Annotated in this window: 26 protein-coding genes and 1 tRNA gene; 15 read left to right on the forward strand and 12 right to left on the reverse strand. The window is 69.3% G+C overall.

Annotated features, from left to right (window positions below):
* Nucleotides 1-17: 17 nt before the first annotated feature.
* The 7 genes from pgm to ACGH48_RS03460 all read right to left on the reverse strand — a co-directional run bounded on the left by pgm (nucleotide 18) and on the right by ACGH48_RS03460 (nucleotide 6412).
* Nucleotides 18-1637: a phosphoglucomutase (alpha-D-glucose-1,6-bisphosphate-dependent) gene (gene pgm / locus ACGH48_RS03430; RefSeq protein ID WP_340197873.1), complete on the reverse strand. Its 1620-nt coding sequence runs from the start codon at nucleotides 1635-1637 to the stop codon at nucleotides 18-20.
* Nucleotides 1638-1729: 92 nt separating this feature from the next.
* The gene (locus tag ACGH48_RS03435; RefSeq protein WP_123310162.1) at nucleotides 1730-1975 is read right to left on the reverse strand and encodes a hypothetical protein; all 246 of its coding nucleotides are present in this window, start codon (nucleotides 1973-1975) and stop codon (nucleotides 1730-1732) included.
* A 127-nt stretch (nucleotides 1976-2102) separates the two neighbouring features.
* The gene (locus ACGH48_RS03440) at nucleotides 2103-2765 is read right to left on the reverse strand and encodes a class I SAM-dependent methyltransferase (RefSeq protein ID WP_123310160.1); all 663 of its coding nucleotides are present in this window, start codon (nucleotides 2763-2765) and stop codon (nucleotides 2103-2105) included.
* On the reverse strand, nucleotides 2766-3395 hold the full coding sequence (locus tag ACGH48_RS03445; RefSeq protein WP_396290200.1) for a DUF2064 domain-containing protein: 630 nt from the start codon (nucleotides 3393-3395) through the stop codon (nucleotides 2766-2768).
* A complete protein-coding gene (locus ACGH48_RS03450) occupies nucleotides 3392-4186 on the reverse strand; it encodes a glycosyltransferase family 2 protein (RefSeq protein WP_396290201.1) in 795 nt (264 codons plus the stop codon). The genes ACGH48_RS03445 and ACGH48_RS03450 overlap by 4 nt, the downstream gene beginning before the upstream one ends.
* Before the next feature lie 211 nt (nucleotides 4187-4397).
* The gene (locus ACGH48_RS03455; protein WP_396290202.1) at nucleotides 4398-5468 is read right to left on the reverse strand and encodes an NAD-dependent epimerase/dehydratase family protein; all 1071 of its coding nucleotides are present in this window, start codon (nucleotides 5466-5468) and stop codon (nucleotides 4398-4400) included.
* On the reverse strand, nucleotides 5465-6412 hold the full coding sequence (locus tag ACGH48_RS03460) for an MTAP family purine nucleoside phosphorylase (RefSeq protein WP_340197868.1): 948 nt from the start codon (nucleotides 6410-6412) through the stop codon (nucleotides 5465-5467). Before ACGH48_RS03460 ends, ACGH48_RS03455 begins: the two co-directional genes overlap by 4 nt.
* Nucleotides 6413-6517: 105 nt before the next feature.
* Between ACGH48_RS03460 and glp the strand changes: the two genes are divergently transcribed.
* From glp to ACGH48_RS03495, 7 genes are all read left to right on the forward strand, one after another.
* Nucleotides 6518-7744, forward strand: a complete 1227-nt coding sequence (glp, locus tag ACGH48_RS03465) for a gephyrin-like molybdotransferase Glp (RefSeq protein ID WP_340197867.1) — start codon at nucleotides 6518-6520, stop codon at nucleotides 7742-7744.
* Nucleotides 7741-8283 carry a cyclic pyranopterin monophosphate synthase MoaC gene (moaC, locus tag ACGH48_RS03470; protein ID WP_395871085.1) on the forward strand — a complete coding sequence of 181 codons (543 nt, stop codon included), beginning with the start codon at nucleotides 7741-7743 and terminating at the stop codon, nucleotides 8281-8283. The genes glp and moaC overlap by 4 nt, the downstream gene beginning before the upstream one ends.
* Nucleotides 8280-8792 carry a molybdenum cofactor biosynthesis protein B gene (locus tag ACGH48_RS03475; RefSeq protein ID WP_222659601.1) on the forward strand — a complete coding sequence of 171 codons (513 nt, stop codon included), beginning with the start codon at nucleotides 8280-8282 and terminating at the stop codon, nucleotides 8790-8792. The genes moaC and ACGH48_RS03475 overlap by 4 nt, the downstream gene beginning before the upstream one ends.
* On the forward strand, nucleotides 8789-9238 hold the full coding sequence (locus ACGH48_RS03480) for a molybdenum cofactor biosynthesis protein MoaE (RefSeq protein WP_396290203.1): 450 nt from the start codon (nucleotides 8789-8791) through the stop codon (nucleotides 9236-9238). The genes ACGH48_RS03475 and ACGH48_RS03480 overlap by 4 nt, the downstream gene beginning before the upstream one ends.
* Before the next feature lie 34 nt (nucleotides 9239-9272).
* Complete coding sequence (locus ACGH48_RS03485; protein ID WP_340197866.1) at nucleotides 9273-9869, forward strand: hypothetical protein; 597 nt, start codon at nucleotides 9273-9275, stop codon at nucleotides 9867-9869.
* Between the two features lie 97 nt (nucleotides 9870-9966).
* Nucleotides 9967-10365, forward strand: coding sequence for a PLDc N-terminal domain-containing protein (locus ACGH48_RS03490; RefSeq protein ID WP_340197865.1), 399 nt, complete (start codon nucleotides 9967-9969; stop codon nucleotides 10363-10365).
* Nucleotides 10366-10634: 269 nt separating this feature from the next.
* A complete protein-coding gene (locus ACGH48_RS03495) occupies nucleotides 10635-12506 on the forward strand; it encodes an ABC-F family ATP-binding cassette domain-containing protein (protein WP_396290204.1) in 1872 nt (623 codons plus the stop codon).
* Nucleotides 12507-12512: 6 nt separating this feature from the next.
* On the opposite strand, the gene ACGH48_RS03500 is transcribed toward ACGH48_RS03495, so the two are convergent.
* Nucleotides 12513-12953, reverse strand: coding sequence for a VOC family protein (locus ACGH48_RS03500; protein WP_396290205.1), 441 nt, complete (start codon nucleotides 12951-12953; stop codon nucleotides 12513-12515).
* 38 nt (nucleotides 12954-12991) lie between these two features.
* Nucleotides 12992-13486 (reverse strand): MarR family winged helix-turn-helix transcriptional regulator, encoded by a 495-nt coding sequence (locus ACGH48_RS03505; protein WP_396290206.1) that lies wholly within the window; start codon nucleotides 13484-13486, stop codon nucleotides 12992-12994.
* A 79-nt stretch (nucleotides 13487-13565) separates the two neighbouring features.
* Here ACGH48_RS03505 and ACGH48_RS03510 point away from each other — a divergent pair.
* A tRNA-Gln gene (locus ACGH48_RS03510) sits at nucleotides 13566-13637 on the forward strand.
* Between the two features lie 244 nt (nucleotides 13638-13881).
* On the opposite strand, the gene ACGH48_RS03515 is transcribed toward ACGH48_RS03510, so the two are convergent.
* Both ACGH48_RS03515 and ACGH48_RS03520 read right to left on the reverse strand, forming a co-directional pair.
* Nucleotides 13882-15711: a hypothetical protein gene (locus ACGH48_RS03515; protein ID WP_123293716.1), complete on the reverse strand. Its 1830-nt coding sequence runs from the start codon at nucleotides 15709-15711 to the stop codon at nucleotides 13882-13884.
* Nucleotides 15708-16799, reverse strand: coding sequence for a hypothetical protein (locus ACGH48_RS03520; RefSeq protein WP_396290207.1), 1092 nt, complete (start codon nucleotides 16797-16799; stop codon nucleotides 15708-15710). Before ACGH48_RS03520 ends, ACGH48_RS03515 begins: the two co-directional genes overlap by 4 nt.
* Before the next feature lie 262 nt (nucleotides 16800-17061).
* On the opposite strand from ACGH48_RS03520, the gene ACGH48_RS03525 reads away from it, so the two are divergent.
* Complete coding sequence (locus ACGH48_RS03525) at nucleotides 17062-17631, forward strand: helicase associated domain-containing protein (protein ID WP_123293718.1); 570 nt, start codon at nucleotides 17062-17064, stop codon at nucleotides 17629-17631.
* A gap of 5 nt (nucleotides 17632-17636) precedes the next feature.
* Here ACGH48_RS03525 and ACGH48_RS03530 read toward each other — a convergent pair whose 3' ends face one another.
* Complete coding sequence (locus tag ACGH48_RS03530; RefSeq protein ID WP_396290208.1) at nucleotides 17637-18539, reverse strand: hypothetical protein; 903 nt, start codon at nucleotides 18537-18539, stop codon at nucleotides 17637-17639.
* Nucleotides 18540-18978: 439 nt separating this feature from the next.
* Here ACGH48_RS03530 and ACGH48_RS03535 point away from each other — a divergent pair, with 439 nt between their 5' ends.
* From ACGH48_RS03535 to ACGH48_RS03560, 6 genes are all read left to right on the forward strand, one after another.
* Nucleotides 18979-19470 (forward strand): hypothetical protein, encoded by a 492-nt coding sequence (locus tag ACGH48_RS03535; protein WP_123654332.1) that lies wholly within the window; start codon nucleotides 18979-18981, stop codon nucleotides 19468-19470.
* A 1580-nt stretch (nucleotides 19471-21050) separates the two neighbouring features.
* Nucleotides 21051-21374 (forward strand): hypothetical protein, encoded by a 324-nt coding sequence (locus ACGH48_RS03540; RefSeq protein WP_396290209.1) that lies wholly within the window; start codon nucleotides 21051-21053, stop codon nucleotides 21372-21374.
* Between the two features lie 593 nt (nucleotides 21375-21967).
* A complete protein-coding gene (locus ACGH48_RS03545; RefSeq protein WP_254787296.1) occupies nucleotides 21968-22558 on the forward strand; it encodes a universal stress protein in 591 nt (196 codons plus the stop codon).
* On the forward strand, nucleotides 22555-23298 hold the full coding sequence (locus ACGH48_RS03550) for a 2,3-diphosphoglycerate-dependent phosphoglycerate mutase (RefSeq protein WP_092091764.1): 744 nt from the start codon (nucleotides 22555-22557) through the stop codon (nucleotides 23296-23298). Before ACGH48_RS03545 ends, ACGH48_RS03550 begins: the two co-directional genes overlap by 4 nt.
* An 89-nt stretch (nucleotides 23299-23387) precedes the next feature.
* On the forward strand, nucleotides 23388-23798 hold the full coding sequence (locus ACGH48_RS03555; RefSeq protein WP_092091762.1) for a CrcB family protein: 411 nt from the start codon (nucleotides 23388-23390) through the stop codon (nucleotides 23796-23798).
* Nucleotides 23795-24166, forward strand: a complete 372-nt coding sequence (locus tag ACGH48_RS03560; protein WP_055960823.1) for a CrcB family protein — start codon at nucleotides 23795-23797, stop codon at nucleotides 24164-24166. The genes ACGH48_RS03555 and ACGH48_RS03560 overlap by 4 nt, the downstream gene beginning before the upstream one ends.
* Nucleotides 24167-24169: the final 3 nt, after the last annotated feature.

Here is a 24169-nt window from a genome sequence, read left to right on the forward strand (position 1 = left end):
GTCGCTCGGGTGGTCGGCTAGGCGCCGAGCGCGGCGTCCACGATCTCCTTGGCCTCGCGCTGCACCTGCTCCAGGTGCTCCTGCCCGACGAAGCTCTCGGCGTAGATCTTGTAGACGTCCTCGGTGCCGGACGGCCGTGCGGCGAACCACGCCTTGTCCGTCACGACCTTGACGCCGCCGACGGCAGCGTCGTTGCCGGGGGCCTTCGACAGCTTGGCCGTGATCGGGTCGCCGGCCAGGGTCTCCGCCGTGATGGCCTCGCCGTCGAGCTTCGACAGGCGGGCCTTCTGCTCCTTCGTGGCGGCGGCGTCGACGCGCTGGTAGACCGGGTCGCCGAAGCGCTCGGTCAGTTCGGTGTACAGCTGCGAGGGGGTCTTGCCGGTGACGGCGACGATCTCGGACGCCAGGAGCGCCAGGATGATGCCGTCCTTGTCGGTCGTCCACGCGGTGCCGTCGGTGCGCAGGAACGACGCTCCCGCGGACTCCTCGCCACCGAAGGCGACGGAACCGTCGATCAGGCCGGGCACGAACCACTTGAAGCCGACCGGGACCTCCCACAGGCGGCGGCCGAGCGACTCCGCGACGCGGTCGATGATGCTCGACGACACCAGGGTCTTGCCGATGGCGGCGTCGTCGCGCCAGGCCGGACGGTGTGCGTAGAGGTACTCGATCGCGACGGCGAGGTAGTGGTTCGGGTTCATCAGGCCGCCGTCGGGCGTGACGATGCCGTGCCGGTCGGAGTCGGCGTCGTTGCCGGTCAGGACGTCGAACTCGTCCTTGTGCGCCAGGACCGAGGCCATCGCCGACGGGCTCGAAGGGTCCATCCGGATCTTGCCGTCCCAGTCGAGCGTCATGAACGACCAGGTCGGGTCGACGTCCGGGTTCACGACGGTCAGGTCGAGGCCGTAGTGGTCGCGGATGAGGTTCCAGTAGGGGAGCGAGGCGCCACCGAGCGGGTCGGCGCCGATCTTCACCCCGGCACGCTTGATCGCGGCGATGTCGATGATGTTCTCGAGGTCGGCGACGTAGGTGTGCAGGAAGTCGTAGCGGTCGGGGGTGGCGTGCTCGGTGCGCTGCACCTCGGCGTTGCCGCCCTCGATGATCGCGTTCGCCCGGTTCGCGATCCAGCTCGTGGCGTCGCTGTCGGCCGGTCCGCCGTGCGGCGGGTTGTACTTGAAGCCGCCGTCGCGGGGCGGGTTGTGGCTCGGCGTGATGACGATGCCGTCCGCGGTGTCGGGGTTGCCGGCGCGGTTGTAGCGAATGATCGCGTGGCTCAGCGCGGGGGTCGGCACGTAGCCGTTGTCGCTGTCGGCCAGCACGTGCACGCCGTTGGCGGCGAGGACCTCGAGTGCGGTGCGCTCGGCGGGGCCGGACAGCGCGTGGGTGTCGCGCCCGATGAAGAGCGGGCCGTCGGTGCCCTGCGACTGCCGGTACTCGACGATCGCCTGCGTGATCGCGGCGATGTGGGTGTCGTTGAAGGCGGAGTCGAGCGAGGAGCCGCGGTGTCCGGAGGTCCCGAACACGACCTGCTGCTCGGCGACGGAGACATCGGGCACACGGTCGTAGTAGGCGGCGACGAGCGCGTCGATGTCGACGAGGTCGTCTGCGGTCGCGGGGGTGCCGGCGCGGTCGTTCATGGGTCCATCCTGGCATCGCGCACCCGGAGACGTCCGGCCGGCGCACAGCCCGGGCCGCAGAGCGCGGACCGGGCCGTGTCCGCCAGTGGGGGTCAGGCGGTGCGGAACGAGCCCGTCGCCGTCCGGAACGAGCCCGTGGCGGTGCGGGTCGACGCGGTCCAGGTGCCGGGACGCGACCGCTGCGTGTCGGTGAAGCGCCCGAGGCGCCCGGTGATCGGCGCGCCCGTGTAGGTGCCGACCGAGTCGGTGGCGCGGGTGCCCGTGAAGGTCCCGCGCTCGTCACGTCCGCCGAGCCCGGACACGAAGGTGCCGCCGAACGGGAAGGTGCTGTTCGTCATGGTGGTCTCCTCGATGTGGTGGCGGCATCGAGGATCGCCGGTCCGACGACCCTGACGCCGTCGGCTGGAGACACCACCGTACGTGACTGTCTTGCATCATGCAAAACAAGTGCACGAACGTGCGCGATCAGGCCAAGAGCTCGCAGAAGCTCCGGCCCGCGACCGTCCAGCTCTGCCGCGCCACGAGGCCCGCGTCCGCCGCGTGCCGGTGCAGCGCGTCGAGCCCGACCTCGGCCCAGGGGAACCCGGCGCTCTCGTGGCCGTCGGTGTCCACCACGCGGGCGGTGTACACGCGGTCGGCGAGGGGGTCGGGGTTCGTCTCGACGATGACCCGGCCGCCGGTGCGGACGATCTCGCCGCAGCGCTCCAGCAGCGCGGCGGGGTCGCCGCCGATGCCGATGTTGCCGTCGATGACCAGGGCGGTGTCCCAGTGCCCCTCGTCGGGGACGGCGTCGAACACCGACCCCTGGATCGCGGTGCCGCCGGATCGCTGGGCGATCGCCACGGCCTCGGCGGAGACGTCCACGCCGAGTGCGGGGATGCCGCGGTTGCGCGCGGCCACGAGCATCCGACCGGGGCCGCAGCCGATGTCGATCACGGGGCCGTCGGCGTCGTCGAGCAGCGAGCGGTCGACGCGGTCGGCCGCGGCGCTCCAGCGGCTGACGTCCATCGTCGTCACGACGTCGGGGCGGTCCGGGTCGGTCAGCCGGAGCCGTCCGTCCGAGCGCAGGGCCCTGGCGTACGGCTCGCCGCCGCCGGCGCCGAAGGAGACGGGTGCGTGCATGGTCATCTACAGACTCCCCACGGTCTCGGCACGGAGTGCCTGGGTGAAGCCGGACTCCGGCGCGATCTCGGCGACCCGCTCCGCGTCGGGCACGGTGTCCACGTCGAGCAGTTCGCCGAGGATGCCGACGTCGAGGCCGGCGTCGGTGAGGCGTGCGAGCTGGACCGCACCGGTGTCGTCCTGGGACATCGGGACGCCGCGCAGCAGGTCACCGGTCGGGTCGTGCAGGTAGAGCGACCAGAAGCCGCCGTCCTCGGCGGGGCCGAACCAGGCGCCGCGTTCCGGCTGGTCGAACACCGGGGCCAGGTCGTCGGCCGACACCTGCGGGGTGTCCATGCCGACGAGCAGCAACGGTCTGTCGATCGCGTCGAACAGGAAGCCGAGGCGCTCGTCGAGACCGCCGCCGGGCTGGTGGAGGACGTCGAAGCCGTCGGCCGACTCCGGCACGACGTCGCCGTCGAAGAACAGGACGCGGCGCTCGGCGGGCAGGGCGCGCACGGTCGACAGCGTGTCGGCGAGGCTCGCGGACGCGACACGGGCGGCACCCTCGGGGGAGAGCGCCGGGGTCAGCCGGGTCTTCACCTTGCCGGGCAGGCACTCCTTCGCGACCACGGCCACGGTGATGCCGGCGGTCATGCGCGCGTCCCCTCAGCCGAGGCGGTGACGGGTGCGGAGTCGGGCCGTGCCGCGGAACCGGTCGGGGCGGTGGAGCCGGCCACGTGACGGACGGACGCCGGTGCGACGACCCGGACACGGGCCTCCCGGCGGTACGCACGCAACAGGCGGGTCATGTCGCGGACCGCGTTGACCGTGCCGCGGAGCGTGCCGGTCACCTTGCTGTCGCCGATGCGCTGCGCGTAGCCGATGTCGGACTCGTCGACGCGCCAGCCGGCCGCGTGCGCGGCCAGGACCATCTCGAGCGGGTAGCCGCTGCGGCGGTCCTGCAGGTCGAGGGAGACGAGGTCCTCACGACGCATCACGCGCATCGGACCGAGGTCGCGCAGCCGGTAGCCGGTCGCACGGTGCATGAGGACGGCGAGGACGCGGTTCGCGAACCGGGCGTGCGGCGCCCAGGCGCCCTTGCCGGTCGGGACGCGCCGGCCCAGCGCCAGGTCGACGCGGCCGCTGGCGACGCGGTCGACGAGCGGCGGCAGTTCGGCGGGGTCCATCGACGCGTCGGCGTCGCAGAAGGCGACGAAGTCCGCGGTGGCCGCACGGACGCCGGCGGCGCAGGCGGAGCCGAAGCCCTTCACCGGTTCCGTGACGACGAGGGCGCCGTGGGCGCGCGCGACGTCGGCGGAGCCGTCGGTCGAGCCGTTGTCCACCACGATCGCGCGGTAGCCCTCCGGCAGGCGTGCGATCACCTTCGGCAGGGCATCGGCCTCGTCGAGGCACGGGAGGATGACGTCGACACTCATGTCCGTCATTCGGTGCCGTTCGTCAGAACGACGGGTCTGTCCTGTCATGCACTCGACGTAACACGACGACGCGCGGCGGGGTACAGGAAACCTGTACCCGCTGGTCAGTCAGCGCGCTGTTTCCGGGCGCGGTCCCCAGAACGGGGGACAGGCGTGCTTCGTGAGCAGAAATGGTCGGGTCGCGTCCGGCGACCCGACCATTCCTGCTCACGAAGTCGGGCTACCGGACGGCACTCCGGAGCGGAGCGGTCGCGAAGTCGCGCATGCCGGCCACGAAGTCGACCTCGGCGCGCCAGCCGAGCTCGGCGGCGATGCGGTCCGAACTCGCCGTGACGTGGCGGACGTCGCCCAGGCGGTACTCGCCCGTGACGACCGGCTGCGGGCCGTCGGGGCCGGCGATCGCCGCGGCCATGTCGCCGATCGTGTGCACGACGCCGGACCCGACGTTGTACGCGCGGAACGAGTCGGCGGGCAGGTCGGCGGTCGCGGCGATCGAGGCGGCGTTCGCCCCGGCGACGTCGTCGACGTGCACGAAGTCCCGGCGCTGGGCGCCGTCCTCGAACACGCGGGGCGCCTCGCCGCGGGCCAGCGCCGAGCGGAACAGTGAGGCGACACCGGCGTAGGGGGTGTTCGCGGGCATGCCGGGTCCGTACACGTTGTGGTAGCGGAGCGCGATCGCCCGGCCGCCCGTCGCGCGGGCCCAGCTCGAGGCCAGGTGCTCCTGTGCGACCTTCGTCTGCGCGTACACGTTGCGGGGGTCGAGCGCGGCGGACTCGTCGATCAGTCCGGGCAGCAGGGGGTGGCCGTCCGGGCCGATCGGGTCGAAGCGGCCGGCGTCGAGGTCCTCGCGGCGACGGGCCGGCGGCCGGACGGGCTCGCCGTCGGACGTCGTGTACGAACCCTCGCCGTAGACGACCATCGAACTCGCGACGACGAGCCGGCCGATGTCGTGCCGGTCCATGCCGGCGAGGACGTGAGCGGTCCCGGCGTCGTTCGACGAGACGTAGTCGGGGGCGTCCTGGAAGTCGACGCCGAGGCCGACCTTGGCGGCCTGGTGGCAGACGACGTCGACGTCGTCGAGCGCGGCGTCGAGCGAGACCCGGTCGCGGACGTCGCCGTGCACGAACGCGATGCCCTGCTGCTGGTGGGCTCGGACGACTTCGCCGGGATCGCCGTGGACGTCGTCGCGGAGGGAGTCGAGGACGCGGACCTCGTGGCCGTCGGCCAGGGCGCGGCGGACGATCGCGGAGCCGATGAATCCGGCGCCGCCGGTGACGAGGAGGCGGCTCATGCGGTGGGGCCCGTGGTGGGCTGGACCTGCGTGATGCTGGCGCCTGTAGGCTGGGCCTGCGTGATGCTGGCGCCTGTCGGCTGGGCCTGCATGATGCTGGCGCTCGCGCTGGTCGGGACGAGTTCACGCGGGGTGAAGTCGGCGGGGATCGCGGCGACGATCTGGCCGATGGCGCGGACGATCACCTCGTTGGCGCGGGCGAGGCGTTCCATGACGAGGGCGTGGGTGACCACGGCCCCGGCGTCGTCGACGTCGGCGCCGCTGGCTGCGGCTGCGGCCTCGTCCTCGGTCGGGGCCAGGCCGGCGTCGGCGTCGGTGACGAACGACAGGTTGACCGTGGCGATGCCGAGTTCGGCGGCGAGCGGGACCTCGGGCGTCATCGTCATGTTGATGGTGTGGCCGCCGGCCTGGCGGAGCCAGACGGACTCGGCGCGGGTCGAGAACCGCGGGCCCTGGATGACGACGCACGTGCCGGTCGGACGGAACGGCACGTCGAGTGCGGCGATCGCCTCGACGGCCGCGCGCCGCAGCGTGGGGTCGAAGGGGTCGGCGAACGACAGGTGCTGGACGTCGTCCTCGAAGAACGTGTCCGCACGGCCGAAGGTGCGGTCGATGAGCTGGTCGGTCACGACGAAGGTGCCGGGGGCGTAGTCGGGGTGCAGGCCACCGACGGCGCTCGAGGACACGATCGCCCGGACTCCCAGGGAGCGGAGCGCCCAGACGTTGGCGCGGTGGTTGATGCGGTGCGGGGCGACGGAGTGCGCACGACCGTGCCGGGTGAGGAAGGCGACCCGACGGCCGGACATCATGCCGATGCTGATCGGGCTCGACGTCGGGCCGAACGGCGTCGGCACGTCCAGTTCCTCGGCGGTGCCCTCCTCGAACAGCTGGTAGAGGCCGGAGCCCCCGATGACACCGATCGTCACGGCTTCGTCGTTCTCCACAGGTCCTCCGAAAGGTCGTCGGCGCGGTCTGCGCGCTGGATACGCTACTGACGCCGGCCCCGGACGAACCGGGAGCGGCGACACCATCCCTGTTCGGAGGCACCTGTGCGAACGATCGGTCAGCACCGCAACGACCTGGCGGCGTTGCTCGCGCCGGTGGTGGCGGGCCTCGGAGCTGCGTCGTGGCGGATCGACGACCTGGCCGTCGACGGCCGCGCCGGTCACGGGCACCGCGTACTCGCTGCGCCCGTCGCCTCGCCGGTCCCGTTGCCGCCGTTCGACAACAGCCAGATGGACGGGTTCGCGGTCCGGGTGGCCGATGCCGGGCAGGACGTTCAGGTCGTCGCACCGATCCCGGCCGGGGTCGTGCCCACGCCGCTCTCCGTCGGCACAGCGGCACCGATCATGACCGGTGCGCGGATCCCTGACGGCGCCGATGCGGTCTTCCCGGTGGAGGCCACGTCGCCGGGGTCCTTCCCGGCCGCGCTCGACCTGGGGCACGTCACGGTGCCCGCTGACCTCGTGCCGGGCACCTTCGTGCGAGCGACCGGCAGCGACCTGGCCATCGGTGCGTCCATCGCTCCGACTGGTGCGCCGATCACCCCGGCCCTGCTCGGCGCGCTCGCGTCCGCCGGAGTGTCCACCGTGCAGGTCCGGCGCCCGCTGCGGGTCCTCGTCGTGTCGACCGGGTCCGAACTGCAGGGCGCCGACGCCGACGCGGCGACGATCGGCGACGCGAACGGCATCGCACTGCGAGCGGCGCTCGCCGAGGTCGGGGCTTCGTCCCGCGCGGTCCGGGTCCCCGACGACGTCGACGCGTTCGTCACCGAGCTCGACGACGCCGTGGGGGAGTGGGCCGACCTCGTGCTCACCACCGGGGGGATCAGTGCGGGCGCGTACGAGGTCGTCCGGCAGGCACTCGAACCCCGCGGGCTCGCCGTCACCCCGGTCGCGATGCAGCCCGGCGGGCCGCAGGCGTTCGGCAGCGTGGTGCTCGCCGGTCGACCGGTGCCCGTGGTCTCGTTCCCGGGCAACCCCGTCTCCGCGCTCGTCTCGTTCGAGGTCTTTCTCCGTCCGGTGCTCGCGCCCCTCGTCGGACTGCCGGCCGACCGCCCCGTGCTGCACCTGCCCGCGGCCACGGCTGCGAAGTCACCGGGTGGCAAGCACCAGGTGCGACGCGGTCGGGTGGCCGACGGGGTCGTCCACTTCGTGGGTGGACCGAGTTCCCACCTGCTCGCGCACTACGCGGCCGCCACGCACCTCGTCCACGTCCCGGTGGGGGTCGACGCCGTCGAACCCGGTGACGTCCTGACCGTCTGGAGTCTCCGATGACCGATCCCGTCGACACGTCCGGCGTGTCTGATCCGTCCGACGCGGCCGATCCGTCCGACGCTGCCGAGCAGGCCGACCTGTCGCACGTGCGCGCTGACGGGTCCGCGCACATGGTCGACGTGTCCGCGAAGGACGTCACCGACCGCTCGGCGACCGCCACCGCCACGCTCGTCACCCGGCCCGACGTCGTGGCCCGCATCCTCGACGGCTCCCTGCCGAAGGGCGAGGTCATCGGGACCGCCCGCATCGCCGCGATCATGGCGGTGAAGAAGACGTCCGACCTCATCCCGCTCTGCCACCCGCTGCCCATCGCCGGCGTGCAGGTCGACATCACCGGTGCCGACGACCGAGTGCTGATCGAGGTCTCGGTGCGCACGACGTCGCGGACCGGCGTCGAGATGGAAGCGCTGACCGGCGCGAGCGTCGCCGCACTGACCGTGTACGACATGGTGAAGGCCGTCGACCGAGCGGCCTCGATCACGGACGTCCGGGTGCTCGAGAAGCACGGCGGGCGCTCCGGGGACTGGAGCAACCGATGACCTCGCAGCCGACCAGGGGCCGTGCCGCCGTCGTGGTGGTGTCCACGCAGGCCGCCGCCGACCCCGCACTCGACCGCACCGGGCCCGTCATCGCGGGGTGGCTGCGCGAGCGGGACTTCACCGTCGCCGAGCCCGTGATCGTCCCTGACGGCGGGGCCATCACCGAGACCGTGACCGCGGAGCTGCTCGCCGGAGCCCGGATCGTCATCACGACCGGGGGCACCGGCGTCACCCCGACCGACCGGACGCCCGAGGCCGTCGCGCCCCTCATCGACCTCGAGCTGCCGGGCATCCTCGAAGAGGTCCGTCGTCGGGGCCTCGCCGGAGCCGGTCCGACCGCACTGCTCAGCCGCGGCATCGCCGGCATCAGCACCGGTGGATCCCTGATCGTCACCCTGCCCGGGTCCCGCGGCGGCGTCGCGGACGGACTGGCCGTACTCGACGGGCTGGTCGAGCACGTGCTCGCGCAGGTGCACGGCGAGGGCCACGCGCCGCGGAGTGCGTCGTGACCGCCTCGTCGGCCCCGGCACCGGATGCGCGCGTCGTCCTCGCCGACGTCGTCGACCGGGGGATCACCGTCGACGAGGTCTCGGCCGTCGTCGCCACCGACCAGGACGGCGCCGTCGTCACCTTCGCCGGCGTCGTCCGCGACCACGACGGAGGCAAGGGCGTCACCGCGCTCGACTACGAACGACACCCCAGCGCCGGCGACGTCATCGCCGAGGTCGCCCGCACCGTCGCCGACGCCCACCCCGACGTCCGGATCGCCGTGCTGCACCGCGTCGGGTCGCTCGGCATCGGTGACGTCGCGCTCGCCGCAGCGGTGTCGTCGTCACACCGGGCGCAGGCGTTCGCCGCGTGCGGTGCCCTGGTCGACCTGGTGAAGGAGCGCGTGCCGATCTGGAAGCACCAGCGGTTCGCCGACGGGACGGACGAGTGGGTCGCCGCCCTGTGATGGATGCTCAGGTAGGGGTGGTTGGGTCGCACCGGTGACCGAGACGCAGACAGCTGCCGACCAGCGGTGGGCCGACGCGGAGACCCGGGCGCGGGCATTCCTCGCGCAGCCGCGGAATCACCGCGTCCTGCCCATCCGCGGGTTCGTGCTGGCTGTCGCCCTGACGTTGGCGCTCCTGGTCGTCATCAGCTTCACACTGTCCCCGGGCTCCGACGCACGGCTGACGCTCTCCGCCATCGGAGCCGGCATCGCGGTCCTCGTCTTCGTCGCAGAGGTCATCCGGGCCGTCCGGTTCCGACGCCGTGCGGGCCTCGCCGTCGTGCGTGTCCAGGTGCTCGCGTCGTTGCTGCAGCGCGAGCAGCGTGCGGTGTCCCGGGCAGCGACGGGCAAGACGGAGGCGCCGGCGGATCGACGGATCGTGGTCGACGCCGTCGCGACCGACCTGGCGAGCGGCGACGGTCTCCCGATGCTCGCCGGACAGCTGGTGGTCTGGACGGCGCTCGCCGTCTCAGGGGTGACCTTCTGGCCGCTCTACCTCGTCGGAGTCCTGGTCGCGGCTGTCCAGTTCGTGTGGACCACCCGCTCGGCAATGCTCGCCCAGCGGTACCTCGCTGCGTCACCGACATCGTGAGCACCGAGCGCGCCGACGCCGACCCTGTGCACCTTCGCAACCGCGACGCTCGTTCGGGGCATGGTGAGACTCCAAGCGGATCCATAGAATCGCGAACATGAGCGTCTTGCTGCCCGGGATCACCGTCATCCTGCTGGTGTTCGCCCTGATCGACATCCTGACGAAGAACGACGACCAGATCCGCGGCCTGCCGAAGATCGCGTGGGTGATCCTCGTGATCCTCGTCCCCGTCGTCGGCAGCATCGTCTGGTTCGCCATCGGCCACGACTGGGCACCGGGCGAACGGAACCACGGCCGCTACATCGAGCCCGCCCGCCACGAGGACCGGTACGCCACCCTCGGCGACGCCCGCAGTGCCCACGGCGCGAAGCGCGTGACCAGCACGGAGCAGGAGCTCGCCGAGCTCGAGCGCGAGATCGAGTACTGGGAGGCGCAGGCCCGCCTGAAGCGCGCGAAGGAAGCTGCGGGCGAAGGCGACGCCGCACCCGCGAGCTGACGTACCCGACCGCCGGAGCCGAACCGGCCTCGGGGAGCTGACCCGGGCCTCCCGGCTGACGCGCCGGCGCACCGTGCGCGGTCCGTCGACTGGTGCGAGGTTGCGCGCCCCGTGCGCCGCTACAACCTCGCACCGAGCGGGCAACCTCGCACCACTCGAACAAGCGAGCACCGTGCGCCCGGCCCCGCCCGGCCCCGCCCGGCCCCAGCCAAACACCCCAACCACCCACCCCGCACCGACCACCCCGCCACGCCGCCTACCCTTGACGCGTGGCACATCTCCTCGGCGCCGAGAACCTGCATCTCGAGTTCCCCACCAAGGTCGTCTTCGACAACGTCACCCTCGGCATCGACGAGGGGGACCGGATCGGCGTGGTCGGCCGCAACGGTGACGGCAAGTCGACCCTGCTCGCACTGCTGTCCCAGCGTCTCGAACCCGACGACGGCCGCGTCACGCACCGCCGCGGGCTGACGGTCGGCTACCTGGACCAGCGCGACATCCTCCCCGAGGGTGCGACCGTCGGCAGCACCGTCGTCGGTGACCTCGAGGAGCACGAGTGGGCCGGCGACCCGAAGATCCGCGACGTCATCGGCGGCCTGGTGTCGGACATCCCGTGGGACGTCAGCGTCGACGAGCTGTCCGGTGGCCAGCGACGCCGCGTCGCACTCGCCCGGCTGCTCGTCGGTGACTGGGACGTCCTGTTCCTCGACGAGCCCACGAACCACCTGGACGTCGAGGGCATCCAGTGGCTCGCCGAGCACATCAACCGTCGCTGGTCGTCGAACCAGGGCGGCATGGTTGTCGTGACGCACGACCGGTGGTTCCTCGACGCGGTGTCGACCGACACGTGGGAGGTCCACGACGGCGTCGTCGACCCGTTCGAGGGCGGCTACGCGGCGTACATCCTGCAGCGCGTCGAGCGCGACCGGCAGGCAGCCGCCAGCGAGCAGCGCCGCCAGAACCTGGCCCGCAAGGAGCTCGCGTGGCTGCGCCGCGGCGCACCGGCCCGGACGAGCAAGCCGAAGTTCCGCATCGATGCGGCGAACGCCCTGATCGACGACGTCCCGCCGATCCGCGACACGGTCGCGTTGGCGAAGACGGCGACCGCCCGCCTCGGCAAGGACGTCGTCGACCTGCTCGACGTCAGCGTCTCGTTCGACGGCACCCAGATCCTGGACCGCATCGAGTGGCGCATCGCACCGGGGGAGCGGACCGGCATCCTCGGCCCGAACGGTGCCGGCAAGTCGACGCTGCTCAACCTCGTCTCGGGCACGCTCGCGCCGACGAGCGGCCGGGTGAAGACCGGCAAGACCGTGCAGGTCGCGATCCTCGACCAGCAGCTCGCCGACCTGGCGCAGTTTGCGAACGACCGGGTGCGCGAGGTCGTCGCCCGCAAGAAGACGAGCTACGTCGCCGACGGCAAGGAGATGACGCCGGCACAGCTGCTCGAGCGCCTCGGCTTCACGGCCGAGCAGCTCTCCACGCCGGTCAAGGACCTGTCCGGTGGGCAGAAGCGCCGCCTGCAGCTCATGCTCATCCTGCTCGACGAGCCGAACGTGCTGATCCTCGACGAGCCCACCAACGACCTCGATACCGACATGCTCGCGGCCATGGAGGACCTGCTCGACACCTGGCCGGGCACGCTGCTGGTCGTCTCCCACGACCGGTACCTGCTCGAGCGCGTCACCGACCAGCAGTACGCCGTGCTCGGCGGGCACCTGCGACACCTGCCCGGCGGCGTCGACGAGTACATGCGGCTCCGTGCGGCCGGCACCGGTGGCGGGACCGCTTCTGCGGCTGCCGCCGCGTCTGCCGGGAGGCCCGACACCGCTGGTGGGACCGGCTCGGCCGGTGCCGTGGCCGAGTCCAGTGCACCGGCCGGTTCCGGCACGTCGGCTGCGGCCGCCTCGGGCTTGTCGGGCGCGGAGCGTCGGACGGCCGAGAAGGAGATGTCGGCGCTCGACCGCAAGATCGCGAAGGTCGGCGCGGACCGGAAGAAGCTGCTCGACCAGTTCGCGACCCACGACCAGTCGGACTACGCCGGGCTCGGGGAGCTGCAGGCGAAGCTCGCGGCGCACGAGGCCGAGATCGAACAGCTCGAGGAACGCTGGCTCGAGGTCGCGGAGCTGCTCGGGGTCTGAGCGGGTCTACTCCGCTGGCGTCGCGTCCTCGGGGGCGCCGCCGCCGGGGTTCGCGACGACCTCCCACACGTGCCCGTCCGGGTCCTGGAAGAAGCCGGACCACATGCCCCACGGCCGTGTGTACGGCGCCGCGAGCATCGTGGCGCCGGCGATCCGGGCCCGGTCGAGGAACGCCTCGGCGTCTGCCTGGCTGGTGCAGAAGTGCCCGATCGTGCTGCTCGGCGCCGTGGCGAGCTCCGCACCGGAGTCCTTCGCCATGTCGTCCCGCCCGTAGACGCTGACGATGAGGCCGTCGTCGAGGGTGAACATCGCCGTCGTCCCGCCCGCCTGGGTCTCCGTCGACGGGAACTCGGTGCCGATGACGCCGCTCCCGTCGATGCCGAGCAGTGCGCGGTAGAACTCCGCCGATCGTGCGACATCGGCGACGGCCAGGGTGATCGCGTGCATGGGCCGGAGGCTACGCCGGGTCTCCTCGGTCGGGCCGCTCAGTCGCCGAGGCCGAGGATCAGCCGTCGGAGCAGCCCGGCCAACTGGTCCTGCTCGGCGTCGGACACCCCGGACAGGATGTCCCGCTCCGCCGTCAACAGGTCCGCGATGGCGGCGTCGACCGCGACCCGGCCCTTCGTCGTCAGGGACACGAGGATGCCGCGGCCGTCCTTCGGGTCCGTCCGCCGACCGACCAGGCCCCGCGCCGTGAGCCGGTCAACACGGTTCGTCATGGTGCCGCTCGACACCAGGGTCTGCTGCAGCAGGGTCTTCGGGCTCAGCTCGTACGGCTCACCCGCCCGTCGCAGGGCGGACAGCACGTCGAACTCCCACGGCTCCATGTCACCCGCGTCGAACGCCGCTCGCCGGGCGCGGTCCAGGTGCCGCGCGAGCCGGTCCACGCGGGACAGCACCTCGAGCGGGCTGAAGTCGAGGTCGGCACGCTCACGACCCCACGCCGTGACGATCCGGTCGACCTCGTCCTGGTGCGGCATCCCTCCATCTTGGCCGAACCCGGGGCGGACGGCCAGCCTCGTCGGTCATGGGAGGATGGACGAGCACCCACGGGTGCGTTCCGCCTTGGTGTAATGGCAGCACGACGGCCTTTGGTGCCGTTAGGTCCGGGTTCGAATCCTGGAGGCGGAGCTGCGGGGTGATCCGAGTTTTCGGCGTTCGGTTTGAGACTTTTCGCGGCTGGGGGAGCTTGGTGCCGTGAAAACCGGATTGAGCACCCCGGGGACGAACTGCGAGACGTCGAATGCGACTGCACCCCTTGGCCCAAGGTGCTCTGTGCCAACGACAGCACCCCCTGCCCGACAAACGGGCAGGGGGTACCGCGGCCAGGGCGGCCGTCAGGAGGGTCGATGTTCAGTTCGGAGCGAGCAGTGCGCTACGCGATGAGTCTGAGTTGCTCTATCTCTGCAAGTCGGTTGAACGGGTTGCGACGATCGTGCTCTTCGACCGTGAGGCTTTCGAGGCCGGGCTCGAAGAGCGCGGCGCTCGAGCGGTTCATGCGGTTCATCCCACGGAGAGCGAGGCGGGCCTTGAGCCAGTCGATGATGCGGGAGATGTTGGCGCTCGCTGCTGCCATGGCGCCGGCCATCTCGACGATCCAGGGGCCACGCATGCGTCGCTTCATCGGAACCCCGAGCGCCTCGCGGTCCGCGTCCTTGAGACACGAATTGCCGTTCTCGACGTTGTTACGCTTGCCGAACCAGGCGCGCCACACATCGGACTTGTACTCGTACTCCTGACCGTACTTGAGGTGGTTCTGGTTCTTGTCGCCGTTCTTGTCGCTGAGAACCCCAGGGACTTTCACGGTCTTGCCCGGGATGACAACGTCGATCCAGGTGTCGGACTCTGCGTCGTAGACCTTCGGGTCGGTGAACTCCGGGTAGGAGTACTGGCGCGCGCCGGTGGCGTCGTAACCGCTACGGGGGATGAGCCGGTAGCGGGAGCGCTCCTTGCGGCGCTGACGGAGAAGCGCATGGGCTTCGTCTCGAAGTATGGAACGCTCGGCCTCGGGCTTGCTCGTGATGGTCTTGAGGTAGTCGAGGTAGGTCTTCTCGGCGTCGATGAGGGCGGCTGGCATGAACCGCAGGTGCCAGCTACCCGTGACCATGACCAGGTTGTGCCGGCCATCGGCGCTTGCGTAGAACGCTTGCTGACCGAGCTCTTCTTCCTCGTTCTTGTAGTCCATGACGACCTTGACGCCTGCTTGCGCGAGAGGGCGCTGCAAGTCCTCGGGCTTCGCTCCTGGGAAGTAGGCGCGGTCGCCGACAACGGTCTTGATGGGGTGACCGCGTTCGACGGCAGACTGGTAGAGGAACAAGCCGTGCCCTGTGAGAGCGCCAGGCTTGTGACCGCTGGTCGAGAGAAAGAGCAGGGGATAGCTCGCCTCAGTCTCGTTCGGGTCGCGGGTCATGACCGCGTACTCGAGCTCCCATCCGAACGCGTACTTATCGCCACCGTCATGGTCAGGGTCGTGGCTGCCCTGGCGGCCGTACCAACCGCAGTCGTAGTTCGTGGAGACCTTGTCGCCCGGCTTGATGTTTTTGGCACTCTTCTGCTTGCCCGAGACTTCCGCGAATGTGGCATCGATGGCAATCGCGCCCTTGAATCGCCGGCGAACTTCACGGTTGAGGAACTGGACAGATCCTTCGATCAGCTGGTTCGTGAGTTCGAGCATGCGGGCTGCGCGCTTCGCCATCTCCACCGGGTCGCGCAGCTCCGCAATGGCCGCCGCGCGTTCTGCGTCGGTCATAGTGTTGCGGCGAGGGCCGGGGTGTCGGTCGATGAGCTTCCGGAGCCGCTTGATTGCCTCCCAGATGCGGCGGTAGAGGGTGTCCTGGTGTGGGGTGAACTTCAGGATGCCGATTGCTTCACGCTGTGACGTCGTCAGGGACATCGCGACTTCCGTCATCTGCTGGATGCTGACGCTCCGCCGAGCTCGCATCGTGATGAACATCAGCATGAGCACGGAGGTCTCCGACATCAACGCCTTCCGGCCTCGGTCGGATGTCCGGTCTTCCGCTTTCCAGCGCTCGATGCGCGCTCGAATGCACGCTCTGTCGAACAGGCGGACGGTCTCGAACGTCGCCAGCTCAAGGGGGAAGGCCTGACCGATGCGGATGTATGTCGACATCTTCATGCCGAAGTCGTCCTGCATCCACCGTTCGGCGTCGTCGAAGTCGTGATGCTTCGGCTTCGGCGCGGTCATCGTGCGACCTCCGCACGGAGCTGACGACGGTAGGAAGCAGTGTCGGGCGCGGGAACGTGGGCGACGAGCTGGTCGAGGTGCTCGAACTTCGTGACACCGGCGGCGGTCATCAGGGCACGCATGTTGGTGCCGGCGATGAGGTGGGTGATGAGCCACGTGTTCCGCATGCGGGTGGTGACGGGGTCTGGCTCGTTGCCACGATCGGTGTCGTAGAGAAACGTGGTGAGCGTGCTGATGCCGTGCTTGACGCGCTTCGGGGATCCGAACACCCAGTGCTCCGGCTCGACCTCGGCGATGGAGTTGAGCAGGAGCGTTTCGAAGCGGGCCAGGAGCGGAACGGTCCGGGCTCCCGGGTTGACAGTGACGAGGACACCGCCGGCGTCAGCGAGGATGTCGCGGCGGCGGGTCTGGAGGAGCTCGTTCGCTTTGAGCCCCGCTCCAGTGCAGAGTGCGAGGACGACGCCGGCGCTGCGGCGCCGCGCCGCGGTCGACTGGCCCGTCGCCCAGCTCTCGAGGAGGTGCAGGTCTAGGTCGTCGTAGGGTGCTGCGGTGTTCTGCGGAGTCGTCGGTGCGAACTTCAGCGGCACCTCGCCGACGAGGACCTCGGACATGCGCATCAGAGAGGACCGGTATGTGCGACGCGTGGTGTCCGACCAGGTGACGTCGGTGCGGGTGATGTAGCGCCGGATGATGACGGGGTGGAACACGACGGCGGTCTTCGCCGGGTACCCGTTGACGTTAACGACCCAGTCGACGAACGGTGCCGCAATGACGATGAGTCGGTCGGCGGGCTGAGCAATGGACGCTGCCGCCTCGGCGACTGCGCTGACCACGAATTCCCGGACAACGTCCCATCGGTCCTCCGCGAACGTCGGAACGTACTTCACCGGTGTTCCTCCGCGCGTGAGGAACGACAGGAGGGCGCGCAGCATCGCGGTGATGTACTGACGCGGTGACCGGGGGATCTGGCTAGGCATGCCCGGCCTATGCAGGCGAAGTGGGATGAGCTGTGGGAACGCGTCCCAGATTTTGATCTCGCTGCCGTCCGATCCGCATGCCCGCGCGGATCTGCCGGGGTTGCCGCGCATGCGAACGGTCGCGTCACCCCGGGCGTGTCGCCGCTTGCCAGCGCATGCGGCGTCAGCGTCGGCGTCGTACGCGTGACGCTGGCCATGTGCATGCGATCCGGGCGGCTCTCTGCTTCGGGGACTCAGAAAACGTAGTGATCTTCGCGGCCGGATTGGTCCTGTTTGCGGACCCCGCTCGTCTGCGACCCGCGCGTCCTCCAAGATCACGCCCGTTCCGCGCATACCCCCTCCGAGGCCGACCGCCGGCCTCGGAGAGGACCACATGCCCACCCCGACCACGGCGCTCGCAGCGCTCCACGGCGAGTATGCCGACCACGCAGCGCAGCCAGCCCTGACGCTCACCCTCGACCAGCGGCGCGGCGTTGCGTTCTACCTGGCCGACACCGATGACGCCGTCGAGGTCGAACCTTTCGTGCGACGCTGGATCGACCGAGTGCACGACCTTGACGACTTCGTCGGCAGGCGCGGACGGATGCCCCGCGCCGACTCGACCCGTCCGCGCCCTGCCACCGCCGAGCAGAGCCTCGTCGACGCCCTCACCTACTTCCGGCAGGTCGGCGCTGCGGGTGGCTACTGCTCGTACCAGGTTCGACGACTTGAAGCGGTGCCGGGGTTCGCCTGGAACCCCCGGGACGCGCAGTGGTCCGCGATGCTCGCCGCGCACCAGCAGTTCTGGGCTGATCATCAGCGACCGCCGCGTCGTCGCGCGGCCGACCAGACGGAGGTGACGATCGGACGGTGGGTCGCCCAGCAACGAGCCCAGCACGCCCGCGGCCGCCTGCTGCCGGAACGCGAGCAGCAGCTCCGGGCGGCTCGGTTCCGTGTCCTCTGAAGGCGTTACCGAACTTCGCGGGCCTCGGCGAGGATCCGTCGACGGTGCTCGGAAGCGTTCATCGTCGGAATGTGCCGGAGGGACGTGACCAAGTGCTCGGGCTTGCGCAGTCCGCCGGCAGCCATGAGTTCGGCGGCGTGCGTGCCGGCAGCAAGGTGCGTGGTGATCCAGGTAGCGCGCATTCGCGTCGGGACTGGCTTCGGTTCGTTGCCGAAGTCGGTGTGGTTGATGAACGGTGTGACGAAGTTGTAGGTCGTTTTCTTGTTCGACCCGCCGAGTACCCATGCGTTGTCCGGCACGTCCGTGAGGGAGTCGATGAGGAGCTGCTCCCATCGTTCGAGCACGGGCACCAACCTCGGCGTTCCGCCCTGTACGTTGACGAGCGCTCCGTCACGGTCAACGTGCACGTCGCTGCGTCGAAGGTGCTGCATCTCCCACGGGTCCAGCCCAGCACCTGCACCTAGGGCAAGGACCGCGCCAGCACCTCGACGTCGCAGTGCCGTTGACTGCCCCCGCGCCCAGGACTCGAGCAGGTTCAGTTCGAGGTCGGTGTACGGGGCTGTGACGGACTGCCCGTTCAACGGCGCAAACTCGATCGGACCTTCGTGGGGGAGGACGACCTCCGAGATCCGGAGCAGGAAGGACCGGTAATCGCGGCGTGTCTTGTCCTTGAGGTTGAGGTCGTCGCGGGAGATGTACCGGCGGATCAGCACCGGGTGGAACACGTTGGCGACCTTCTGCATCCCGTTGACGTGCACGACCCAGTCGACGTATGGAGTCACCGCGACCATGAGCCGTTCAGCAAGGTACGCGCACGCGGGCGCGACGAGTGCGACAGCGTCCAGTACGAACGGCTCGATGCTGGCCCACCTGTCGGCGGGAACCGACTGGCTCCGATACTTCCGCATCGCGTGAAGGGGCTCCGGGCGAAGCTGCGCGACAAGAGTCCCCTTGTCTGCGTTCGAGCTTCTGGCCCCGAGCGTTGAGTCCCCGAGGCTGAGCGGCTCGCGTTCCCAACATTGGATGTGCGAGCAGTGCTCGACGGGACCTTGACGTGGGAACGGACGACCGAAGGCGGCGCCCATCGGTCGCCCCAGGGCGGTCGCGGACGCGACAGACTCCTGGTTCGGCATGACAAGGTGCTCGGTTGAACTCGGTGAGCGGAGCGCCGCTCGAACGGCGGCAGGGAGCGAAGGCATGCCACGGCTATGCCTGACGGCCTCACCCTGACGTAAGGAACGCCGAGAAGAAGATCGACCAGGTCTCGAGGGACGGGTGCTCGGCGCCTTTCCCGGCTGGTTCGGGCGTGCCGGCATAGCTCCAGGACTACGACTCCTGGAGGGCCCCTTGGACTACCGCACCGCCACCCGTGAAGAACGAGCCGCCGAGTTCATCGACTTCGCGACGAAGCTGCACAAAGGCCGATACGACTACGCGCACGTCGAACGCAGCTACGTCAACGGCGATACCAAGGTCACCATCATCTGCCCCGACCACGGGCCCTTCGAGCAAACCCCGCGCGAGCACCGCCGAGTCCGCGAAACGCCCTGGGGCCCGCAGCGTGGCCAGGGATGCCGGGACTGCAAGGGCTTCCGCAACGCCAACCAGGAGTTGCGCACGCAGCGTTTCATCCAATGTGCAACCAACCGGCACGGCGACAAGTACGACTACGCGAAGGTCGTCTTCATCGACCAGAAGACTTACGTCACGGTGATCTGCCCGCTCCATGGGGACTTCCAGGAACGCCCCGACAATCATGTGGCGGAGGGCTCGGTCGGCTGCAAAGACTGCCATCGCCTTGCCCGAAGGGCAGGCCGTTCGAAGACGAAGCGGAAGTAGGTCAACGGCGTGCATCCGACTTGTTGCACCACTGACGCGCTAGTCCGTTCTCGGCCGGAGCCACTTCCACCTTGAGTGAGCACGGGAGCTTCGTGGAGCTCAACACCATCACGGTGGCGTTCCACGGGATGTTCTCGCGGTTCGCCTGTGGCTGGGAACGCTTTGTGGCGTGATGTCGGTGTCCCAGCTAGATGGTCTCTCCGCCTCGGAGATGGTCCCTTCCAGTGAGACTGACCATCTGCAAGGCGGACGATGACCCGATGATCGGATCGACATCATGAGGTTCCTGCCCTACCTACCCGCGCCGGCGTCTGGGCCGTTCACTGGAGCACCCAGGACCTTCGCCCTCGGCCCCGAGCCTCGACGTCGACGTACCCCGAACCCCTGGGCGGATTTCGAAGCGTGGTGTGCACGGCGCGGGATCAGCTCGTTGCCCGCCTCGGGCCCGGTTGTTGCAAGTTATCTACTCGATCGGTCCCGGGAAATCGATGACTCAGGCGCACTCGCTCATTCGCCTGGTCGACTTCAAAGTTGGATCGGTGTCATCGATGCAAAACACGTGGAAGCAGACCTTCCGCGAGTAAGACTTGCTCCGCCGGTGCCGGCCGTTCTCTCCACCCTCATCCGGTACCGAGACCGCAAGGCGGAGTGTCAGTCCTTCCGGGCGGTGCGCGCGCTTGAAGCTGTGCTCGAGGCTATCGAGTTCTCTCTCAAGGGAGCAGAGAAGGACCGCGCCCGGGCGTTGCTTCTGATCGGAGCAGTCGGAGGATTGACGTACGCGAGCCTTGAGGCCCTACGAGTCGGCGATGTGCTTGCGGACCCCGGGGACGGCCTTCGAGTTTCGACTTCCTCCGCTGACACCATTTGGATCCCGGTGATCCGGCAGGCCGAATTGTGCCCCGCATGTGCTTTCGTCAGGTGGTGCGCCCACATTGCGCCTCGGAAAGAGTTGGTGGCGAATGCCGGGCAGTTCGGTCATGTCTGCTTAGTTGCCGCCATCTCGTCGCCGGCTGGGCTAGAGAAGTCCCCCTTGTTCCGTCGGTTAGGGACGAGACAGGTGGAGGCTCTCATGGTTCGGGATGTTGCGTCGATCCTCGACGAGGTGCTGCAACATTCCGGTCAGGGCCGGGGCGAGTTATACGGTCTTCGTGATGAGCTACTGATGGCTGACATCGTCTCCTCTTTGTAACCACCCCCGAACAGTCCGTCGTCGCACGCCCCCGCAGCACCATCACGGTGACGATTTGGGGGATGTTCTCGCGAACCGCGAACCGCGAACCGCGTGTCGTCCGCCAGCTAACTTGTCCGACTGCCACTTAACGTGTCTGAAATACGGATGTGGACACGATGTTTGGCAGTACGGACGGGCTACCTCGACGGCGGGTCAGCAAGACCTTCGTTCGCCGCTCGGAGTTCGTGCGCCTGCGTGCAGTGCCAAAGGTCTCGGACGACCAAGGTGCGACAGAGGTACGCCTCAGACCAGGGCGACTCGAGTCGGGCGCCTGCGATCGGGGTGACGTCGACGTCGGGGGTCGCGGCTAGTTTGTCCGCACTGCTAGTCAGCCCTGAGGGAGAACCAGATGACGCTCTACTACTTTGACTCGCACGGTCGCTGGATCGCCTTCCGGACGAGCGAGTCCGACATTCATTTGTGGAGCCCTGAAGCAGAGTGGCTCGGCTGGCTGGCGTGGGACAACGACGACGTCTGCGGAGTCGCGGCGATGAACTACCTCGGCACGCTCGTTGGAGACCGACTTCTGAAGAGGACGACTCCACCGTCGTACTACACCCCTTACACCCCCTACACGCCGTACACGCCGTACACGCCGTACACGCCCTACTCGCCTTACTCAAAGGCGGAAATGAGCATCCCGTCTGGGTATACGGACGTTGATCTCGGCTGACTCGCCCCCGAGGTCCCCTACCGGCCGCGCTTCGCGTTCGGGAGTGCGAGGGGCCAACAACCAGGTGCCGGCGCAGAGCGGAAAGGTGCCGAGTGCGGTGTTCAAGATCACCTCGAGCACGTCAGATTCGGTCGGTACGGCAAGCGGCACCGACGGCCGGGCCTTCGCTCACGTTAGGAGAGGTTCAAGCCGTCACGAGGCCAGTGCTCCCGGGGGTAATGATGCGGCGCTCACCGTGCTGACGATATCTCCCGGTGTGGGTAGCTTCGCTTGTCCCGTAGCTGACCTGCCACCGCCGGATCGCCCGGCGACGTGTCCTGATCAGTGCGGACGCACGCGCCTATCGGAAGACGTGACCCGTGTGAAGGATGTAGCGAAACTCGACCAAATAGGGGTCGGAGCGGACGCAGATTTCGGAACTGAGTTTCGCTACGAGACAGGCGGTTCTGAACGGCAGCTCACTGTGGGCAGCTTCGCTCCGTGTCGTCGGAATCGCTTCCTTCGGTGTCGGGACGTCGCGGGTGCGCGAGACGGCCCGCGTGACTTGGGGTTCGGGTGCATACTGGTGGTGTCTTCGGACCCGGTAGTGGGGCTTGCCGGACCCAACCTCGACAGTTGTCGACAACAGTCCCTATCTCAGCTGGGCGCGCTTCTGCGCGCCTGAGGTAGGGAGTGTCATGACAGCACCAATCGGTTCCGGACCGGTCGTCGTCGGCGTCCTGCCCGGCCTCGCTCCGGGGGTCATCGAGGTTGCGTCGTCTATCGCGCGGCGCTTCGGTACGACGCTGGTGTGCGTCAGCGTGGATGCATCGCTCTTCGATGCCGGTACGCGCTCGGACGGGTCGGTGATGGTGGAACCGATCGACCCTGACACCGCTGACACGACACCGCAGGGCTTGTCGGACAGTGACAAGGCGGCAGTACGTGCTGCCGCAACGACCTACGGCGTCGACGTCACGTTCGTCCCGGGTGTCGGGGATCCGAGCCGGGCACTGTCGCAGGTGGCCGAAGACCGCGACGCGGCGATGCTGGTCGTCGGGGCCAGGACGGGAGCGGGTCGAATCGCGGAGTTCTTCACGGGGTCGGTCGCGGTACGGCTGACCCATCAACAGCACCGTCCGGTGCTCGTGGTGCCGGTTGATCCGGTCGGGTTCGACGCCCCATTGCCCTGGGCCACCCCGTGACCGGCCAGCTTGTTCTGCTCCGCCACGGGCAGAGCACCGCAAACGCTGCCGGCACCTTCACCGGGTTGCGGGACGTCGCGCTGACCGAACGAGGTGTCGCCGAAGCGACCCGGGCAGGGTCGCTGCTGCTCCGCGCCGGCTTCAGTCCGGACCTCGTGCTCACGTCGACGCTCGAGCGGGCGTTCCACACGGCGGAGCTCGTCACCGACGTCGTCGGACGTGATGCGCCGATCGAGTCGACGTGGCGGTTGAACGAGCGGAACTACGGCGCCCTCACCGGCATGTCCAAGCAGAATGCGCAAGCGGCGTTGGGGGCGGAGCAGTTCTTCGCTGTTCGCCGGACCCGCACGGGTCGGCCGCCACGCATGTCGATCCGCGCGTGGCTGGCGCTCCGACGGACGCCGGCGCTTCGTGGACTGCCGTGGGCGGCAGTTCGTCGAACCGAAACACTCTCCGACGTCATCCGCCGGGTCCAACCCGTCCTGTCGGACCGCATCACCCCGGCACTCCGCGACGGGCAGACAGTGCTCGTCGTCGCGCACGGCAACTCGCTGCGGGCACTGTGTGCCTGCATGGACGGCCTGACTGACGGTGAGCTCGCGGACCTGAACCTCCCCACGGGCGAACCCCTGATCTACCGGTTCGACGGCGACGGTGGGTTCTGTCCGCGGGGTGGGGAGTACCTGCATCCGGCAGCACGAGCAGCAGCGGCAGCGGTCGCTGCGGAAGGTGGAACATGACCTCCCGAACGGACACGGACCTGCCCGATGGGCAGCTCCCGCCAGACCCGGACATTGACGCCAATGACCCGGAACGTATCGCCCGGCCAGTGCATCTGCGGTGGCGGTACCTCGGTGTCGTCGCACTCGGCGGCGCCATCGGTACCGCCGCACGCGACGGACTCAGCACCGCGTTCCCCGCTCAGCACGGAGTGTCCTGGGCGATCTTCTGGATCAACATCGCCGGCGCGCTCCTCCTCGGTGTGCTGCTGGAACACCTCGCGCATCGCGGACCTGACGAGGGTCGCCGCCGGACACTGCGCCTGCTTCTGGGAACCGGTGTCCTCGGCGGGTTCACCACCTACAGCACCCTCGCGACCAGCACCGCGGTGTTGTTCCTCACCGGCCGCGGGTTGGCCGGCACCGGGTACGGGCTCCTGACGGTCCTCGCCGGCGCGATCGCCACCGGTAGCGGCCTCGCGATCGCGGGCTTGGTCCGACCGAACGGAGCCACATCATGAGCGCCCTGGCCTTCCTCAGCGTCGCTGTCGCTGGCGGTGTCGGCGCGGCCGCACGGTTCTTCGTGGATGGTGCGATCAACCGGGGTCGGCAGTTCCGGCTCCCGGTCGGGACGCTGACGATCAACATCACCGGCTCGTTCCTGCTGGGCTTGATCACCGGCGCCGCCGGTCACCTCGGTGCTACCCCCGTCGCGGTGCTCGGAACAGGGCTCATGGGTGGCTACACCACGTTCAGCACCGCCAGCTTCGAGACCGTCCGCCTCGCACGCACCGGCCGCACCACCGCGGCTGCCGTGAACGGGCTCGGGATGCTCGTCGTCTCCGTCGCCGCAGCCGCCGGGGGCGTCACCCTCGGCACCCTCACTTGACCA

The sequence above is a fragment of the Curtobacterium pomorum genome (assembly GCF_044497295.1).
Lineage (GTDB): Bacteria > Actinomycetota > Actinomycetes > Actinomycetales > Microbacteriaceae > Curtobacterium.

Excerpts from the sequence above, each read along its gene's own strand:
- ACGH48_RS03540 (WP_396290209.1), top strand. The coding sequence starts at position 21,051 with ATGACGCTCTACTACTTTGACTCGCACGGTCGCTGGATCGCCTTCCGG.
- ACGH48_RS03520 (WP_396290207.1), bottom strand. The coding sequence starts at position 16,799 with ATGCGCGGCAACCCCGGCAGATCCGCGCGGGCATGCGGATCGGACGGC.
- ACGH48_RS03475 (WP_222659601.1), top strand. The coding sequence starts at position 8,280 with ATGACCTCGCAGCCGACCAGGGGCCGTGCCGCCGTCGTGGTGGTGTCC.
- ACGH48_RS03560 (WP_055960823.1), top strand. The coding sequence starts at position 23,795 with ATGAGCGCCCTGGCCTTCCTCAGCGTCGCTGTCGCTGGCGGTGTCGGC.
- ACGH48_RS03515 (WP_123293716.1), bottom strand. The coding sequence starts at position 15,711 with ATGACCGCGCCGAAGCCGAAGCATCACGACTTCGACGACGCCGAACGG.
- ACGH48_RS03435 (WP_123310162.1), bottom strand. The coding sequence starts at position 1,975 with ATGACGAACAGCACCTTCCCGTTCGGCGGCACCTTCGTGTCCGGGCTC.
- ACGH48_RS03490 (WP_340197865.1), top strand. The coding sequence starts at position 9,967 with ATGAGCGTCTTGCTGCCCGGGATCACCGTCATCCTGCTGGTGTTCGCC.
- ACGH48_RS03450 (WP_396290201.1), bottom strand. The coding sequence starts at position 4,186 with ATGACGGACATGAGTGTCGACGTCATCCTCCCGTGCCTCGACGAGGCC.
- ACGH48_RS03500 (WP_396290205.1), bottom strand. The coding sequence starts at position 12,953 with ATGCACGCGATCACCCTGGCCGTCGCCGATGTCGCACGATCGGCGGAG.
- pgm (WP_340197873.1), bottom strand. The coding sequence starts at position 1,637 with ATGAACGACCGCGCCGGCACCCCCGCGACCGCAGACGACCTCGTCGAC.
- ACGH48_RS03505 (WP_396290206.1), bottom strand. The coding sequence starts at position 13,486 with ATGCCGCACCAGGACGAGGTCGACCGGATCGTCACGGCGTGGGGTCGT.
- ACGH48_RS03455 (WP_396290202.1), bottom strand. The coding sequence starts at position 5,468 with ATGAGCCGCCTCCTCGTCACCGGCGGCGCCGGATTCATCGGCTCCGCG.
- ACGH48_RS03440 (WP_123310160.1), bottom strand. The coding sequence starts at position 2,765 with ATGACCATGCACGCACCCGTCTCCTTCGGCGCCGGCGGCGGCGAGCCG.
- ACGH48_RS03525 (WP_123293718.1), top strand. The coding sequence starts at position 17,062 with ATGCCCACCCCGACCACGGCGCTCGCAGCGCTCCACGGCGAGTATGCC.
- ACGH48_RS03530 (WP_396290208.1), bottom strand. The coding sequence starts at position 18,539 with ATGCGGAAGTATCGGAGCCAGTCGGTTCCCGCCGACAGGTGGGCCAGC.
- moaC (WP_395871085.1), top strand. The coding sequence starts at position 7,741 with ATGACCGATCCCGTCGACACGTCCGGCGTGTCTGATCCGTCCGACGCG.
- ACGH48_RS03445 (WP_396290200.1), bottom strand. The coding sequence starts at position 3,395 with ATGACCGCCGGCATCACCGTGGCCGTGGTCGCGAAGGAGTGCCTGCCC.